This is a genomic window from Natrinema thermotolerans (genome assembly GCF_031165565.1).
Lineage (GTDB): Archaea > Halobacteriota > Halobacteria > Halobacteriales > Natrialbaceae > Natrinema > Natrinema thermotolerans.
This window is the reverse complement of sequence record NZ_CP101873.1, coordinates 596,634-612,132: the sequence shown is the minus strand read 5'-3', so window position 1 is coordinate 612,132 and position 15,499 is coordinate 596,634. Positions and strand designations below refer to the sequence as shown.

Genomic DNA, 15,499 nt, shown 5'->3' with positions numbered 1-15,499 from the left:
GAAAGGTACACTTATGCGGCCGCCAGTCCCCACTTCGAACATGGACCACGACAAGGTACGGGACGTCGATCCCGCCGTCGCCGACGCACTCGAGGGCGAGGTCGATCGCCAGCGCGAGACGCTCCAGATGATCGCCAGCGAGAACCATGCCAGTGAGGCCGTCATCGACGCGCAGGGCAGCGCCCTGACCAACAAGTACGCCGAGGGCTACCCCGGCGAGCGCTACTACGGCGGCTGTGAGTACGCCGACGAAGTCGAGGAACTCGCGATCGAACGCGCGACGGAGCTGTTCGGTGCCGACCACGTCAACGTACAGCCCCACGCGGGCACGCAGGCAAACCAGGCGGTGTACTTCGCGATGCTCGAGCCCGGCGACAAGATCCTGTCGCTGGATCTCAACCACGGCGGCCACCTCAGTCACGGTCACCCGGCGAATTTCACGGGGCAGCTCTACGAGGTCGAACAGTACGAAGTCGACCCGGAGACGGGCTACATCGACTACGACGACCTCGCGGACCACGCCGCCGAGTTCGACCCCGACATCATCGTCTCGGGCTACTCCGCCTACCCGCGCGAGATCGACTTCGAACGCATCCAGGCGGCCGCCGACGACGTCGGCGCCTACCACCTCGCGGACATCGCCCACATCACCGGACTCGTCGCCGCGGGCGTCCACCCCTCGCCGGTCGGCATCGCCGACTTCGTCACCGGGTCGACCCACAAGACGATCCGCGCCGGTCGCGGCGGGATCGTCATGTGCGACGAGGAGTACGCCGACGACATCGACGCGGCCGTCTTCCCCGGCGGACAGGGCGGCCCGCTGATGCACAACGTCGCCGGCAAGGCCGTCGGCTTCAGGGAGGCGCTCCAGCCCGAATTCACCGAATACGCCGAGCAGACGGTCGCGAACGCGAAGGCGCTCGGTGAGAGCCTCTCCGAGAACGGCTTCTCGCTGGTCTCGGAGGGAACCGACAATCACCTCATCCTCGTCGACCTGCGCGAGAGCCATCCCGACACGTCCGGCGGCGACGCCGAGGAGGCCCTGGAGGAGGCCGGCATCGTCCTCAACGGGAACACCGTCCCCGGCGAGACGCGCTCGCCGTTTAACCCCAGTGGGATCCGCGCCGGCACGCCGGCGCTGACGACCCGTGGCTTCGACGAGGACGACTGCCGGAAAGTCGGTGATCTGATCGCCCGTGTCGTCGACGCTCCCGAAGACGAAGCCGTCATCGAGGACGTCCGCGCCGAGGTCGCCGACCTCTGCGACGCCAACCCGCTCTACGAGTAGTCGACGACCGCGTCCCCGCGGCCGGTCCGACTGCGAACGCCACTCGCCGGTTTTTCTGCGCGTTCTTCCTACAGGCTCGAGGCTGTCGAGATCCGCGACCGCGTTGTACTCGCCCTCGCGTCGCCGGCCGCCGTCCGTTTCGAGCGGGATCGCGTCGGACCGAATACCTTTTGTCACTTACTAATGTGGGTTGGTAGCATGAGTGATGAAACGGCGACGGCGATGTACCGCGCCAGAACCGACGCGCTCACGACCGATGTCGGCGAGGGACAGCCCGTCGTCTTCGCCCATGGGACGTTGATGGACCGGACGATGTTCGCGCCCCAGCTCGAGGCGCTGCGAGACGAGTACCGGGCGGTCGCCTACGACCTCCGGGCCCGGACCGACCGGTACGCGCCGGGGTACGACCTGTGGGATCTCGCGGACGACTGCGACGCACTGCTCGACGGGATCGGCGAGGACAGCGCCGTCATCGCCGGCATGTCGATGGGCGGGTTCATGGGGCTGCGCTTTGCCCTCGAGTATCCCGAGCGGGTCGACGGACTGATCCTGATCGATTCGATGGCGACGCCCCATCCCGAGGACGAGCGGGCGGAGTACGAGGCCCTCGTCGAACCCTATGAGGACACCCTCGAGCCGATGCCCCGCGAGATCGCGGAGGGCTCGACCGCCGAACTGTTCGGCGAGACGACCCACGAGGAAACCCCCGAACTCGTCGAGGCGTGGGTGGATCGCTGGGCCACCTATCCCGGCCGAGCGGTCCACTACGAACTCAACTCGTGGCTCGGCCGCGAGGACGTGACCGACCGGCTCTCGGAGATCGACGTGCCGGTCCTGATCGTCCACGGCGAGGAAGACCCCTCGATCGCACCCGCACAGGCCGAACCGATGCTCGAGGAACTGCCCGACGCCGAGATGGAACTGATCCCGGAGGCTGGCCACACCTCGAACCTCGAGGGGCCCGACGAGACGAACGAGGCGATCCGGTCGTTCCTCGACGAGCGGTTCTGAGGGAGCATTCACGAACGTGCATATTCGGGAGGGTTCTAGGCTCGTTCTGGGCACGGATCCGGGGATTAATGAGTCTCGCGGCCGCCCACTCGAGTAATGACCGAGATCATCGACGGCAACGCCGTCGCGAGCGAGATCCGAGACGAGCTGACCGAGTCGATCGAGCGGCTCGCCGACGCGGGCGCGCGGCCGGGGCTGGCGACCGTCCTCATGGGCGACGACCCCGCGAGCCAGACCTACGTGAACATGAAACAGCGCGACTGCGAGGAGGTCGGCATCGAGAGCCACCACGTCGACGTCGACGGCGACGCCCCGCCCGAGGAACTGTTCGACACCATCGCCGACCTCAACGGGAACGACGACGTCCACGGCTACATCGTCCAGGCCCCCGTGCCGGACCACGTCGACTACCGCAACGTGATCCGCCGGGTCGATCCCGCGAAGGACGTCGACGGCTTCCACCCCGAGAACGTCGGCCGACTCGTCGCCGGCGACGCCCGGTTCCGTCCCTGCACGCCCCACGGGGTACAGAAACTGCTCGAGTCGGCCGGCGTCGACACCGAGGGCACGGACGTGACGATCGTCGGCCGCTCGGACATCGTCGGGAAGCCGCTGGCGAACCTGCTGATCCAGAAGGCCGAGGACGGCAACGCGACGGTGACGGTCTGTCACTCCCGCACGGACGACCTCGCCGAAAAGACCCGCAGCGCCGATATCGTCGTCGCGGCCGCCGGCGTCCCCGAACTCGTCGACGGGTCGATGCTCTCTGAGGGCACGGTCGTCATCGACGTCGGCGTCAACCGGGTCGACGCTGACAACGACAAGGGATACGAACTCGTCGGCGACGTCGAGTTCGAGAGCGCCAAGGCAAAAGCCAGCGCGATTACCCCTGTCCCCGGCGGCGTCGGGCCGATGACCCGCGCTATGCTGCTGTACAACACTGTCAAAGCCGCCGGCCTGCAGGAAGACGTCGACGTCGACCTTCCCTGAACGGGTCCGGGTCGACTCGCTGACAGTCTTTTTCCCGGTCGACGATCCCGTCGAGTCCGGGGTGACTCACTCCCCGGGCGCTCCGCTCGCTTCGAACCGGACGAGGCCCCGTTCCTCGAGTTGCATGAGGAAGTGCGCGAGCGTCTCGTCGACAGGAGCGACACGGTCGGCGTCGTGGGACGACGCGACGCGCTCGGCGATCTCCGTAACGGTGTGGTCGCCGTCGCAGTGTCGCCACACGGTCGTCCCGACGGGATCTAGCTCGAGTTCCCGCTCCCGATCGGTCCCGAGGAGATCGAACAGGAACCGATCGAGCCGGTTGTGTGGCCGCTTCATCCAGTGGATCGTGACCCGTGGCTCGCCATCGACGGTCGTTACCTCCCAGTCGTCGGCGTCGCGTCTCGGAACCGCGGTCGGGCCGTGTTCGGTCATGTGGCGGCGTTCTCGGTCGTCGTGTCGGGCTCGATCACTGGTCGGACGCCTCGGTGTCGGGTGCGTTCCAGAGGACGCTCGCGGTGAAGAGCCCGACGAGCGCGACGAGCGCGACGACGCCGAGGATCGACTGCGTCCCGGCCTCGAGGCCGAGCGGGAACGGCGCGCCGTCGGCGTTTCCGGTCCCGGTAATATAGAGCGCGCCGATGACGATCCCCATGATCGCCTCGCCGGTGATCAGCCCGGCCGCGACGATCCGACCTCTCGAGGTCGCGTGTTCGGCGAGCGTGCCGTCCTCGTCGTCGCGTCGCGCGACGTAGCGGTCGATTCCGGCCCGGAGCAGGCCGCCGAGGAAGATCGGCGTCGCGAGCGTGATCGGGAGGTAGATCCCGACTGCAAAGGGCAGGACGGGGACGTCCATCAGGATCAGGACGATCGCGAAGACGGCACCGATGAGGATCATCCCCCACTGGGCGGTGCCCGTGAGGACGCCCTCGGAGATCAACGCCATCATCCCGGCCTGCGGTGCGGGAATGGGCTCGTTCCCGATCCCGTAGGCCTGATCGAAGAAGGACAGGACCCACCCGGCGAACAGCGCCGAGACGGCGATACCGATCACCTGTGCGAGCTGTTGGTTCCGGGGCGTCGCCCCGAGGAGGTAGCCCGTCTTGAGATCCTGTGATGTGTCGCCCGCGACCGCCGCGGCGATGGCCACGACCGACGCGGTCACCAGCACGACGACGGGGTCGGTGACACCGGTCGAGCGCAGCGCCAGCGCCGCGATCAGGACCGTCGCGATGGCCATCCCCGAGACGGGGTTCGAAGAACTCCCGACGACCCCGACGAGATAGGCCGAGACGGCGACGAAGAGGAACGCGGCGATCACCGCGATGAACCCACCCAACAGGCCGACCTGTACCTGCGGGACCGCGACCAACGCGAGCGTGATCAGAATGGCCCCGACGACGACGACTTTCATCGAGAGATCGCGCTGCGTGCGTTTCCGTTCCTCGGTGGCAGCCACCCCGGAATCGCGTATCTCCGTCACGGCGGTACCGAGCGCGTCGGCGATCGTCCCCCGCATGGAGACGACCGCGTAGAACCCGCCGACGATCATCGCTCCCGCACCGACGTAGCGGATGTACGCTTCCCAGACCTCGTTCGCCTGCGTCATCAGTGCCGCGTCGGCGGCCGACTCCGGGACGAACCCGCCCGTGATCAACAGCGGAATCAGCATCATCCAGGAGATCAGTCCGCCGCCGAAGACGTAGCCGGCGATCCGGGGTCCGACGATGTAGCCGACACCGATCAGCGCGGGCGTGAAGTCCCCGCCGATCGCGAACCCGTCGGTTTCGCCCGCCGAGAACGCCGTCTGGATCGTCGTCTGGAAAGCGGCCATCCCGTTGGCCAGCCACATGTAGACGAAACTCACGAGGAACCCGACGGAGATGAGCTTCACGCCCTCGTCGCCGCGCGAGCCGGCCTCGAGGACGTCGGCACACGCGGTCCCCTCCGGATAGGGGAGTTCCTCGTGTTTGTCGACGATGAGATACCGACGCATCGGGATCATAAAGAGGACCCCGAGCAGGCCGCCGAGTATCGCCACGACCGCGGTGTTGACGATGTTGATCGGCTGATCGAGGAACGTGACGCCGGCGATCGTGAAGATGACGCCGGCCGCCAGCGCCTCGCCCGCGGAGGTCATCGTCTGGACGATGTTGTTCTCGAGGATCGTCCCGCCGATGCCGATCCGACGGAGCCCGTAGAACACGCCCATACTGATGACTGCCGCCGGGATGGAGGCGCTGATCGTCATCCCCGAGCGCATCCCGAGGTACATGTTCGCGGTCAGCATCACCACGTTGAGCGCGAGCCCGATCAGGACTGCCTTGATCGTGAGTTCAGCGACACTCCGTCCGGCGGGGACGTACGGCGACGGTCCGTCGCCCGTCGTCTGCTCGCTGCCGATACGACTGCCGTTCGACTCCGTCTGCTCTTCTGGTGATCCGTGTGACATAGTCGATTGCAGCGAACGGCCGCGTCCGTTCGTTCCGTGCCGCTCGAGCGCCGACTCAGGTGCCGACAGTCGGCTCGTCCAGCGGGGAGGGATCGACAGCTCGAGCGCGTTCCGATCCGATCTCGGAGGGTCGGTTCCTGACCGGCCGCCGGTTCGGATCGGCGGTCGACACCGGGAGAGCGAGTTCGGGCGGGGCCGTCGCTGCGTTCGTCTGGCAATAATTGGGGGGACCTATAAGAATGAAAAGATTCGGACCGACGGTTGTTGCCGGCCGCCATTCGATTCGGTCTTCGACGCGGTCGCCGGCGGTGCCCGAATGCGGTCGGCGACCCGATCGGGTTCGGCCCACGTCACTCGAGGGCGTCCAGTCGCTCCTGGGCCTGTGAGAAGGCGAACTCGTCGCCGCGGAGCCCGTTTGCCAGGTCGCGCGTCGCCTCGACGAGGCGTTCGGCGGTTCGGGGCTCGACGTCGCCATCGAGCATCCGGATCCGCTTGACGTGTTCGCCAAGCGTCTCGAGGGCCTGCCGTTCGCCGGCGGTCAGGTCGCGGTCCTCGGCCCAGGTGCGAACGTCGCGTCGGTACTCCCGGACGGCGTCGGCGTAGGCGAGCCCACGGGCCGCCCGCAGCGTCGATGGAACGTCCTCCACGGGCGGCCGCTCGCCCTGATCGGCATCGCGCAGCAGGGCGAGGAAGTACAGTTCCTCGCGGTCCTCGAGGCGGATCTCCCGGCCGACGATGTCGGCGACGTGGAGTAACTCGGCCGCGGCGAGGTAGGTGTCGTCGAGGTCCCGGAGGGTACCGGCGTTGACGAACCCGCGGCGGCGGACGTACTCGCGACAGCGTTCGCCGGCCCGCTCCGCGAGGTCGTCGGTGTCGGCCTCGTCGATGGCGTTTCGAACCGGCGTCAGGTCGAACGACACGCGCAAGTCGGTGTGTTCGGTCCGCTCGTCGACGCCGACGCTCCGGAGGCTCCCGCAGGCCGGACAGCCGACGCTGCCCGTCTCGTAGTACGACCAGCGGGTCCCACACTCCTTGCACTCGCGCTCGCCCCGGATCTTCATACGCCGTGGTAGGGTCGGGACCGCAAAAGGCCCACCGGACCCGACTCGCGTACAGTCCCGCACCACCGAATCGGTTCAGTGCTGTCGGGCGGGCAGTGGCGCTGGCGTCAGTTTCGTCTCACAACGGACTGTTGGGTTCCGAAACCGATGACCGTCATCGTTCCCTGGGTGGCGTTCAAGAGGCAATTAACGGCTAGCAGGTGCAGGCCACATCCGGATCGGGGAGACCGTCCAACGAACGGATATGTCCCATCAGCGACTGACCCGGCGGACGTTCGTGACCGCAAGCGGAACCGCAGGCGTCGCCGCGCTGGCCGGCTGTGCGAACAGCGGCCCCGGCGACGACAACGAGACGAACGATACCGACGACGGGACGGGCACCGACGGGAACGGCGACGACACGTATACGCTAACGGTCACGGTCGAGGGCGACGACGGCCCGGTCGAAGGCGCGACCGTCACGCTCGAGCAGGCCGGTATGGGCGACATGGACGACGAGGCCGGTGGAACGGAGAACGAGTCGGACAACGGGACGGACGATGCGATGGGCAACGAGTCGGACAACGAAACCGACGCCGGTGGCATGGAAAACGAGTCCAATAACGAGACCGAGGACGGCGGAACGGGCAACGAGACGACCACGGACGGCGAGGGCACGGCGTTCCCGATGGAGGACGAGACCGACGGTGACGGCGATGTCGAGTTCGAGGACCTCGAGGACGGCGAGTACACCGTCTCCGCCGAGAACGAGGGCGACGAAACCGAGGACGACGTCGAGATCGACGGCGACGACGCGGACGTCACGCTCGCGTTCGGCGACGCCGACACCGAGGACGACGGAACCGGAAACGAGACCGAAAGCGGCGACGAGAACGCCACCGAAAGCGACGACGCCTAAGCGAACCGCGCCCTCCGCTCGAGCGATCGACGCCAGTGTGAGTCGAGTACGTGCCGGCTTTTTTCCCCTCTCGGTCGGTAGTGACTGGTATGCGAGACGAAGAAGAAATCCGCGAGCAGTACGAGTTCCTCACAGAACACCTCGAGAGCGACGAGATGCGCCACGACGGCGTCGAGGAGATGTTCACTTACTACAAGCGCGCGATCGGCTGGGTCCTCGAGGAAGAACACATCTGATCGCGGCCGGGCGTGGCTTCTCGGTCGACGCCGCCGAGCCGTGTCGTTACATTTAAGTAGACACAACGGAATCTTCCACGTGACGCTTCGCTTGGAGGGCCGAAGCGTCAGCGGGGACCAATTCAGGGCGGCAAGCGATCGCGTGACATTTTTCCGTCACGCGATCTGCTTTCCTGTTTCGAGACGATTGTTCTAGTCCTGACGCATCGATTCGGACACTACTGGCCAGTCTCTCGTTTGTCGAAAAACGACTGCTCGGGCACCGTTCTCGCCAATATAATTGTACGGAAACATAATAGCTGTACTGTAAACATGACCCACTCGTTATGTGTGGTCTGCCGGACGATGCGTCACCGGAGTTATGGATCCCGGTCACTCGAAACGACTCCGTTCACTGGTAATACGACTCTTTCGCTCGAAACGACCCGATAGCCTTATTAAAATTCGACAGTAAATGCGATTGGTACTTCCCCAATGTACGACCTGACAGGATTTCAGCGTGACCTGCTCTACGTCATCGCTGGCGAGGAGGAGCCACACGGACTAGCCATCAAAGAGGAACTCGAGCAGTACTACGAAAAGGAGATCCATCACGGCCGCCTCTACCCGAACCTCGATACCCTCGTCGACAAGGGGCTCGTCGAGAAGGGCCGGCGCGACCGCCGAACGAACTTCTATACGCTCACACGTCGCGGCCGCCGGGAACTCGAGGCACGCCGTGACTGGGAGTCCCAGTACGTCGACCTGTAGCGCGTTCTCGATCCGGTTCGGCGTCGCACCGTCCAGTCGGTCACCGCGCATCGAACCGCCACCGAGCCGCCGTCGACGCCGGCGGGCCGCTTATATGCAACCACGGTGAACGGTCGGGAGTGAACGAGGTCCCGTTGCAACTCGCCAACGCACCCCTCGAGGAGACCGTCGTCCGGCTCGCGCTGGCCGGCGCGCTGGGGATGTTCCTCGGGCTCGAGCGGGAGTGGTCACAGAAGGCCGCCGGCATTCGGACGTTCTCCCTGATCAGTCTGCTCGGGGCGGTCTTTACCGTGCTGGTCCGCGAGGGCGACGTCGGCGAGAGCCTGCTCCTGCTGGGCGGTCTGTTGGTGATCGTCCAGGGGGTCTTGCTGGCCGTCCAGGGCCTCATGGAAGGCGAGCCGGCCGAAACCGGCCTCTCGCTGACGACCTCGGTATCGATGCTCGTCGCCTACGGCGTCGGCGTGTTAGTCGCGGCCGGGTTCATCCTCGAGGGGGTCACTGTCGCGGTCCTCTCGTCGCTGTTGCTGGTGTTAAAGCGGGAACTCCACGAGTTCGCGTGGGGGCTCTCCCGCGAGGAGATGCGCTCGACGACCGAATTTGCCATCCTCGCGTTCGTCATCTATCCGCTCCTCCCGGCGACCTACGAGCCCGAAGTCGCCGGCATCACCATCCCGCTCGAGCCCCAGGTCATCTGGCTGATGGTCGTCGCCGTCGCGGGGATCGGCATCGCCAACTACGCGATCGTCTCGACCTACGGCGGCCGCGGGATCGCGATCACCGGCTTTTTCGGCGGGCTGGCTTCCTCGACGGCCGTCGTCGGGACGATGCTCGACCACGTCGACCAGCGCCCCGAGGCGGCCTCCTACGCCGTCGCTGCGATCCTGCTGGCCAACGCCGCGATGGCCGCCCGCAACCTCGCGATCGCGGTCGGCTTTACCGCCGGCGGCGAGGCCGGGATCCTCCTCGAGGCGATCGTTCCGCTCGGGGCCGTCATCGTCCTCGCGTTCGCCGTCGCGGCCGCGACCGCCGACTGGAGAGAGTCCGGACCGATGGAACTCGAGAGCCCCTTCTCGCTGAAAAACGCCCTCGGGTTCGGTGCGGTCTTTCTCGTCGTCCTCGTCTTCGGATCGCTGGCCGAGACGTGGTTCGGGACGCTGGGCTTCTACGCGACGGCCGTCGCCAGCGGCTTCGTCTCGAGCGCCGGCGCAACCACCTCGGCGGTCGTCCTCTACCGGGGCGGCCAGCTCGGGCCCGCCGAGGCGACGATCGCCATCCTGCTCGCGACCGTCTCGAGCATCGTCGTCAAGGCCCTGTTGGCCGCGACATCGACGAACGACGGCTTTCGCAACCGGGTCGCGGCCTACAGCACCGTCTTGCTCGTCGGCGGTGCGCTCGCGTCCGTACTGCTCGTCGTCTGAACTGAGACCGAGCATCGGCGGATCGACGTGAGACGGTCCTCGAGACGGCGTTCCGACGCGGGCTGTTGAGCTGGGCTGGGCTACGAGACGCTGCGACTGCTGCCGTCGCTGGACGTGACAAGCGGGAGATCGAGCTGGGGATGGAGCTGTTGCTCGAGGCGATCGATGAGGCCGCGTCCTGAAGCCCGGGTCGGAATCGGTCACGTTTCTGGAAGCCACACTCGATCACCTGAAAATTAGGAGGCAAATTATTTCCTAACCGACCGCGTAGAATCGGGTATGTCACACCGGGTCGAGGACGAAACGACCATAAACGACAGCTATTCCGTCACGGTTCCGGCAGCGGTCCGACGCGAACTCGATATCGAAGCCGGGGACAAAATCCGCTGGCGCGTCACCGAAGACGGAACCCTCTCCGTCGAAGTTGTAACGCAACGGTACGGTGCGTTTTCCGAACTCGACCCCGTTGATATCGGTGAGGAAACCGATGCGGCCGACGATCACGACCTCATCCCCGGAGACTCCTAATGGCTCGAGTCGTCGTCGATGCGAACGTTCTCATCGCCGCTCGGTTATCGCAGGACCAAAACCACGACCGTGCGGTTGCCATCTCGAGAGCGGTCGATCACGGAACTCTCCCGACTGCATACGTGTTGAGCGACGTCCTCGAGGAGGTCATCAACTACCTCCAACGAAAGGGGACACATGACGTCGCTGTACGGACGCTCGACGCGATCATCGAAAGCAGTGGGTTCGAAATCGTCCATACGCCGAAACGCGATATCGACGCCGGACGATCGCTGTTCCGAAAGTACGAATCGCTCTCGCTGACGGATGCAGTCATCGCGGCGTCGATGGGCCGCCGCGAACTCGAGTTCCTCTACTCGTTCGACGACGGGTTCGATGCGGTCGACGGGATCACTCGTATCACGACGGCAACGAATCCGTTCGAGTAGTCTCTCTCCGTCCAGACGGGGCCGATCGCTACTCGCCGCGGAGTTCGTTCACGTGATCGATTCGCTTCTGGACGAGGTCCGCCTTGCCGATGTCGTGGCGGATCCGCAGTCCCTCCTCGCCGGCGACGGCGAGCGCGTCCTCGGCGATCTCCTCGGCCGCGGCGATCGAGTCCGCGACGCCGACCAGAGCGAACGACCGGGAGGTCGTCGTGTAGATCCCGTCGTCGCGCTCGTCCACGCTGGCGTAGTACAGCAGGGCGTCGCCGGCGCTCTCTTCATCGACCTGTACTTTCGCGCCGGCTTCGGGATCGGTCGGATAGCCGTCGGGGACGGCGTACTTACAGACCGTCGCCTGCTCGGCAAAGTCGAGTTCGGGCGGGGCCTCGCCGTCCCGCGCCGCGGTGAGGACCTCGAGGAAATCCGTCTCGAGGACGGGCAGGGTGTTCATCGCCTCGGGGTCGCCGAAGCGGGCGTTGAACTCGACGACGCGGGGGCCGGTCTCGGTCAGCATGAACTGGCCGTAGAGGATCCCGCGGTAGTCCTCGAGGGCGTCGACGGTAGCCGCGATGATCTCGACGGCGTCGGTGTAGTCGTCCTCGGTCATGAAGGGCAGTTCCGGCGTCGCGTCGGCGTAGCTGCCCATGCCGCCGGTGTTCGGCCCGTCGTCGCCCTCGTAGGCGCGTTTGTGGTCCTGCACCGCGGGCGCGGTCCGGAACTCGCCGTTGGCGACGAACGCCTGGATCGTGAACTCCTCGCCGATCAGCCGCTCCTCTAAGACGATCCGGTCGTAGTCGGCGTCGCGGATGTACTCCTTGCCCTCCTCGGCGGTGACCTGATCGCCGATGACCTTGACGCCCTTGCCGCCGGTGAGGCCGGCGGGCTTGATCGCCAGATCGCCGTCGTACTCGTCGATGTAGTCACACGCCGCGTCCATGTCGTCGAAGGTCTCGAAGTCGGGACAGCCCGGAATGTCGTTTTCCGCCATGAACCGCCGCTGGAAGGCCTTGTCCGTCTCGATACGGGCATCGGCCTCTTTCGGGCCGAACGGGTAGACCCCCGCTGCCTCGAGTGCGTCCGCGACGCCGGCCTCGAGGGGCGCTTCCGGACCGATGACGGCGATGGTTGCGTCGACCGCCTCGGCGTAGTCGACGACGGCCTCGGGATCGGTCGTCTCGAGCGTTTCGAACCCGACGGCGATCCGGGCGATGCCGGGGTTCTTGTTGCCGGCACAGGCGTACAGGTCGGCCTCGCTGTCCTCGAGCGCGCGGGCGATGGCGTGTTCGCGGCCGCCGCCCCCGATCAGCAGCACGTTCTCTCGCATGGTCGATAGCGGAACGCACGAACCTGTAAGCGTTGCTCTTTCCAGAAGTGGAACTATCCACGGTCGTGGACAGAATTTCGTCGCGAGAGCGGTCAGCCGCCGTCACCGACTCCCCGACTCGAAACGCTATCGTAGCGAATCGTCGTCGATGGTGACCGTTTCCTCGTCGATGGGGTCGAATTCGGCAGCCACGAGGTTCCCCACCGGATCGAAGATTTCGGCTTCGTTGCGCATCACGTAGAGGTTGCCCTCCTCGGTCGATGCCCCCTCTTGGGGGAAAAAGAGGAAGCGCCGATTCGTGCCGAAGTACTCCGCGTGGACGGAGTTGTAATCGGTAAAGAGGCCGCTCTGTGCGATGTCGTTGGGCACCCAGCCTTGCGGTCCCGAGACGATCTCGAACGGCGCGCCCGGGAAGAAGTTATCCGGCCGGACGGCGGCCTCGCCGCCGCCGTCGTCGAAGATCTCGAAGGTCTCCTCGGTCTCGAGTTCCAGCGGCAACTCCTCCTCGGTGAGCGGCCGGTACTCGACCCGAACGAGATCCTCGGCCGCCAACTCGTCTTCGATCGGCGACGAGAACCGATCGTCAAAGACGTACTGTTCGCCCTCCTCGATCGCCGTTCCCTCGGGGACGAAGAGGTACTCTTCTTCGTTCGTGTTGAAATGCTGGATGACGCGTACGCTGTAGTTCTGCAGGACCGACGGTGGGTCTGCGATCGGTGCGTCCTCGAGCGGCGGCGAGACCACTCTGAACAGTACTCCCGAGACGTACGCCGACCCCGTCGCGATCGCCTCACGGAACCGGCCGTCGCCGCCGTCGCTTCCCGACTCTTGGGCCCCCGCGTTCCCGACTGCGCCGAGGCTCAGTACGCTCGCTGTAATCGATCCCACCTTCATGAACCGTCGTCGAGACGTTCGATCATACATGGACTTTCGGTGCCTCTCGGACGGTCGGTCGGTTTGCCTCGGCCGAGGATAGTTTCCGTGCCGGCCTTTGCAGCCTCCACCGCAAGTACTCGCCCAGTTCGACCGCCTACCGACCGTCAGAGGGGAGCCGTCGTCGGAAAAAGCCGACGAGCCCGCTGACGTATCCCGTCCCCCAGATCGCCACGAGTACCGCGCCGACGGCGTTGAACACGAAGTCCGTCACGATGTCGTCGATCCCGTAGACGGTGACCAGCCCGCCGAACGCGAATTCGAGGACCTCCCAGACGACGCCAGCCGCGAGGACGAAGACGACGATGAACACCGATCGGAACGCCGGCGGGACATCGATCTCGTCGGAGTGCAACTCGAGCGCCCGGAATGCCGCGTAGCCGACGCCCGCGACGATCGTCGCCGAGACCGCGTGGGTGATCTCGTCGTACCACTGGAACTCGACGTACAGCCAGAGGGAGCCGGCGGTGTGGAGGACGACGGCGACGGCGATCCAGCAGACGAGTCCGGGATCCATCGAGTAGCCGTACTCCCGGCGCAACAGCGCCGGCAGGAGCGTGACTGCGAGCGCGAGCGCTGCCGTCGTCGCGACCGTGAACTCCCCCGTAACGAGGCCGTACCCGACCAGAACGAGCAAGACGAGCTGCAGGGCCCGCGTGATCGCTCGCTCCTGGGCGTCCGAGAGCCCCAGCACGTCGCCGAGCGTCATGGCGACCCCGTTCCGTTTCGGGAGACGCCGCCCGCGGGCTCGAACCGGGCGAAGTACACCTGGAGGAGCGCGCCGAGGACGAGGCCGAGGCCCGTCACGACGACGAAGTCCCACTGGAGTTCGGTCTGGGATCGCAGGTACGCCGTCCCAAGCCACTGGTCCGCGTAGAACTGGACGACGGTCCACAGCGCCTGCAACGCCAGGGTCGTCATCACCGCGAAGACGATGGCGAACCGGCGGCTCAACTCGACCGAGGTGAACGCCTCGAGTTCAGCGACGACGAGCAACGCGAGCGTCGCGATGGCGAGATACGCCACGGGTTCGAACGACGCGCCGGCCGCGCGGGCGACCGCGGCGAACGCCGCGATCGCCATCAGCGGCCAGGGGACCGTCGCGGTCCAGTCGCGGGTCGCGACCGCCGGAATCGACGCCACGGCCACGACGAGCAGCTCGAACCCGCCCCACAGGGGCACGTCGCGCAGGACGCCCTCGAGCCCGTCGACGGCGACGACGGCCGTCAGTAGCCAGCAGACGATATCGCCCCGCCGCTCGTCGTGGCCGAACCGCTCGCGGGTCACGATCGGAGTGGTCACCGCGCTCGCACTAAAATCCGAACCACGATTGCAGCGCGTTAGAACGCTCTAGAACCACTTAATCGGCATTAAAGAACGTCAGTCCGAACAGAACGTTCGGATCGGCGGCGGATCTCGGACCGCCGGTGAATCGACCGGGGACGAACGGTTTCCCAAGGGGGTGCGCCCATCACATGGATCCCGAGCCGATCGATACGGAAGCGTCCGTCTCGGGAACGACTGTGCAGCCCGTTCAGCGGAGGTGGGCACAGTCGTGATTTCAGCTATACGAACAATTATACTTCTTCTTCTCGAGTCCACAAATAGATGCGGACAACAGCGGTAATCGTCACGGTATACGTCGTCGCCGTCGTATTCGTCGGACTCGTCCTCGGGGCGAGTATGGTATTAGACAGTGACGCGTCGGCGGCCGATCCCGTCCACGTTGAACGGGTTCCGGTCGCGCCGGAACGGCCGGCGGATTTGAACGCGACGAGTGCCGCTGACTACGGGATCGAGTACGAAGAGACCCGTCTCTACAACGACGTCATCGCGAGCCACAACCACACGCTGGACGTTGACGAGAGCGTGCGCACCCAGTGTACTGCGACTTCAGTCGCCGAGACGGGGGCGGACCGGTTTTCCGTCCGCCTCGAATGCAGGGGTGGACTCGAGGTGACGGACGCCCCCGCCGAGTCGGAGGCGTTCATGTATCCCGTCACGTATCGCATAACCGAGACCGAGACGAATCAGACCGGTATTCGGGACTATCCGTTCGGTGAACGCGATACGCTCGAGACCGTTCGTTCGCGAACGCTGGGGCACTGAAATCACGCCCGCACCGTCCCGTCCGCGAAACGGTCGCCCGTGACCGACTCGAGCCACGCGAAGCGGCCGACGACGACGA

17 protein-coding genes are annotated in these 15,499 nt (G+C 65.8%); 10 read left to right on the top strand and 7 right to left on the bottom strand.

Annotated features, from left to right (window positions below; translation table 11 throughout):
• Window positions 1-40 precede the first annotated feature (40 nt).
• The 3 genes from glyA (at window position 41) to NP511_RS03200 (ending at window position 3,289) form a co-directional block, all read left to right on the top strand.
• Window positions 41-1,288, top strand: coding sequence for a serine hydroxymethyltransferase (gene glyA / locus NP511_RS03210; RefSeq protein ID WP_049964378.1), 1,248 nt, complete (start codon window positions 41-43; stop codon window positions 1,286-1,288).
• Between the two features lie 198 nt (window positions 1,289-1,486).
• A complete protein-coding gene (locus NP511_RS03205; RefSeq protein WP_049905564.1) occupies window positions 1,487-2,299 on the top strand; it encodes an alpha/beta fold hydrolase in 813 nt (270 codons plus the stop codon).
• Between the two features lie 96 nt (window positions 2,300-2,395).
• Entirely contained in the window at window positions 2,396-3,289 is an 894-nt protein-coding gene (locus tag NP511_RS03200) for a bifunctional methylenetetrahydrofolate dehydrogenase/methenyltetrahydrofolate cyclohydrolase (RefSeq protein WP_049964377.1), read from the top strand.
• 66 nt (window positions 3,290-3,355) lie between these two features.
• Here the strand turns inward: NP511_RS03200 and NP511_RS03195 are convergent, their stop codons facing one another.
• The 3 genes from NP511_RS03195 to NP511_RS03185 form a co-directional block, all read right to left on the bottom strand.
• The gene (locus NP511_RS03195; protein ID WP_049964376.1) at window positions 3,356-3,721 is read right to left on the bottom strand and encodes a PqqD family protein; all 366 of its coding nucleotides are present in this window, start codon (window positions 3,719-3,721) and stop codon (window positions 3,356-3,358) included.
• A gap of 34 nt (window positions 3,722-3,755) precedes the next feature.
• Window positions 3,756-5,738 carry an OPT family oligopeptide transporter gene (locus NP511_RS03190; RefSeq protein ID WP_049964374.1) on the bottom strand — a complete coding sequence of 661 codons (1,983 nt, stop codon included), beginning with the start codon at window positions 5,736-5,738 and terminating at the stop codon, window positions 3,756-3,758.
• A 350-nt stretch (window positions 5,739-6,088) separates the two neighbouring features.
• A complete protein-coding gene (locus NP511_RS03185; protein ID WP_049964373.1) occupies window positions 6,089-6,799 on the bottom strand; it encodes a DUF7117 family protein in 711 nt (236 codons plus the stop codon).
• A 244-nt stretch (window positions 6,800-7,043) separates the two neighbouring features.
• Between NP511_RS03185 and NP511_RS03180 the strand changes: the two genes are divergently transcribed.
• From NP511_RS03180 to NP511_RS03155, 6 genes are all read left to right on the top strand, one after another.
• Window positions 7,044-7,697, top strand: a complete 654-nt coding sequence (locus tag NP511_RS03180; protein WP_049964372.1) for a hypothetical protein — start codon at window positions 7,044-7,046, stop codon at window positions 7,695-7,697.
• Between the two features lie 89 nt (window positions 7,698-7,786).
• Window positions 7,787-7,933 (top strand): hypothetical protein, encoded by a 147-nt coding sequence (locus tag NP511_RS03175; protein ID WP_006181694.1) that lies wholly within the window; start codon window positions 7,787-7,789, stop codon window positions 7,931-7,933.
• Between the two features lie 474 nt (window positions 7,934-8,407).
• Window positions 8,408-8,683: a PadR family transcriptional regulator gene (locus tag NP511_RS03170; RefSeq protein ID WP_006181693.1), complete on the top strand. Its 276-nt coding sequence runs from the start codon at window positions 8,408-8,410 to the stop codon at window positions 8,681-8,683.
• Between the two features lie 119 nt (window positions 8,684-8,802).
• Window positions 8,803-10,101, top strand: coding sequence for an MgtC/SapB family protein (locus NP511_RS03165; protein ID WP_049964371.1), 1,299 nt, complete (start codon window positions 8,803-8,805; stop codon window positions 10,099-10,101).
• Between the two features lie 279 nt (window positions 10,102-10,380).
• Window positions 10,381-10,629: an AbrB/MazE/SpoVT family DNA-binding domain-containing protein gene (locus NP511_RS03160; protein ID WP_006648871.1), complete on the top strand. Its 249-nt coding sequence runs from the start codon at window positions 10,381-10,383 to the stop codon at window positions 10,627-10,629.
• Entirely contained in the window at window positions 10,629-11,057 is a 429-nt protein-coding gene (locus tag NP511_RS03155) for a type II toxin-antitoxin system VapC family toxin (protein WP_049964370.1), read from the top strand. The genes NP511_RS03160 and NP511_RS03155 overlap by 1 nt, the downstream gene beginning before the upstream one ends.
• A 28-nt stretch (window positions 11,058-11,085) precedes the next feature.
• On the opposite strand, the gene purD is transcribed toward NP511_RS03155, so the two are convergent.
• From purD to NP511_RS03135, 4 genes are all read right to left on the bottom strand, one after another.
• On the bottom strand, window positions 11,086-12,378 hold the full coding sequence (purD, locus tag NP511_RS03150) for a phosphoribosylamine--glycine ligase (RefSeq protein ID WP_049964369.1): 1,293 nt from the start codon (window positions 12,376-12,378) through the stop codon (window positions 11,086-11,088).
• A 126-nt stretch (window positions 12,379-12,504) separates the two neighbouring features.
• Window positions 12,505-13,272, bottom strand: a complete 768-nt coding sequence (locus tag NP511_RS03145; protein ID WP_233274298.1) for a hypothetical protein — start codon at window positions 13,270-13,272, stop codon at window positions 12,505-12,507.
• A 136-nt stretch (window positions 13,273-13,408) separates the two neighbouring features.
• Complete coding sequence (locus NP511_RS03140; RefSeq protein ID WP_049964367.1) at window positions 13,409-14,020, bottom strand: DUF2238 domain-containing protein; 612 nt, start codon at window positions 14,018-14,020, stop codon at window positions 13,409-13,411.
• The gene (locus NP511_RS03135) at window positions 14,017-14,598 is read right to left on the bottom strand and encodes a hypothetical protein (RefSeq protein ID WP_006648867.1); all 582 of its coding nucleotides are present in this window, start codon (window positions 14,596-14,598) and stop codon (window positions 14,017-14,019) included. Before NP511_RS03135 ends, NP511_RS03140 begins: the two co-directional genes overlap by 4 nt.
• A gap of 321 nt (window positions 14,599-14,919) precedes the next feature.
• Here NP511_RS03135 and NP511_RS03130 point away from each other — a divergent pair, with 321 nt between their 5' ends.
• Window positions 14,920-15,420, top strand: coding sequence for a hypothetical protein (locus NP511_RS03130; RefSeq protein WP_049964365.1), 501 nt, complete (start codon window positions 14,920-14,922; stop codon window positions 15,418-15,420).
• Window positions 15,421-15,499 lie beyond the last annotated feature (79 nt).

Bases quoted from the DNA above. Each gene is read 5' to 3' on its own strand.
- glyA (WP_049964378.1), top strand. From the start codon at position 41: ATGGACCACGACAAGGTACGGGACGTCGATCCCGCCGTCGCCGACGCA.
- NP511_RS03205 (WP_049905564.1), top strand. From the start codon at position 1,487: ATGAGTGATGAAACGGCGACGGCGATGTACCGCGCCAGAACCGACGCG.
- NP511_RS03200 (WP_049964377.1), top strand. From the start codon at position 2,396: ATGACCGAGATCATCGACGGCAACGCCGTCGCGAGCGAGATCCGAGAC.
- NP511_RS03195 (WP_049964376.1), bottom strand. From the start codon at position 3,721: ATGACCGAACACGGCCCGACCGCGGTTCCGAGACGCGACGCCGACGAC.
- NP511_RS03190 (WP_049964374.1), bottom strand. From the start codon at position 5,738: ATGTCACACGGATCACCAGAAGAGCAGACGGAGTCGAACGGCAGTCGT.
- NP511_RS03185 (WP_049964373.1), bottom strand. From the start codon at position 6,799: ATGAAGATCCGGGGCGAGCGCGAGTGCAAGGAGTGTGGGACCCGCTGG.
- NP511_RS03180 (WP_049964372.1), top strand. From the start codon at position 7,044: ATGTCCCATCAGCGACTGACCCGGCGGACGTTCGTGACCGCAAGCGGA.
- NP511_RS03175 (WP_006181694.1), top strand. From the start codon at position 7,787: ATGCGAGACGAAGAAGAAATCCGCGAGCAGTACGAGTTCCTCACAGAA.
- NP511_RS03170 (WP_006181693.1), top strand. From the start codon at position 8,408: ATGTACGACCTGACAGGATTTCAGCGTGACCTGCTCTACGTCATCGCT.
- NP511_RS03160 (WP_006648871.1), top strand. From the start codon at position 10,381: ATGTCACACCGGGTCGAGGACGAAACGACCATAAACGACAGCTATTCC.
- NP511_RS03155 (WP_049964370.1), top strand. From the start codon at position 10,629: ATGGCTCGAGTCGTCGTCGATGCGAACGTTCTCATCGCCGCTCGGTTA.
- purD (WP_049964369.1), bottom strand. From the start codon at position 12,378: ATGCGAGAGAACGTGCTGCTGATCGGGGGCGGCGGCCGCGAACACGCC.
- NP511_RS03145 (WP_233274298.1), bottom strand. From the start codon at position 13,272: ATGAAGGTGGGATCGATTACAGCGAGCGTACTGAGCCTCGGCGCAGTC.
- NP511_RS03140 (WP_049964367.1), bottom strand. From the start codon at position 14,020: ATGACGCTCGGCGACGTGCTGGGGCTCTCGGACGCCCAGGAGCGAGCG.
- NP511_RS03130 (WP_049964365.1), top strand. From the start codon at position 14,920: ATGCGGACAACAGCGGTAATCGTCACGGTATACGTCGTCGCCGTCGTA.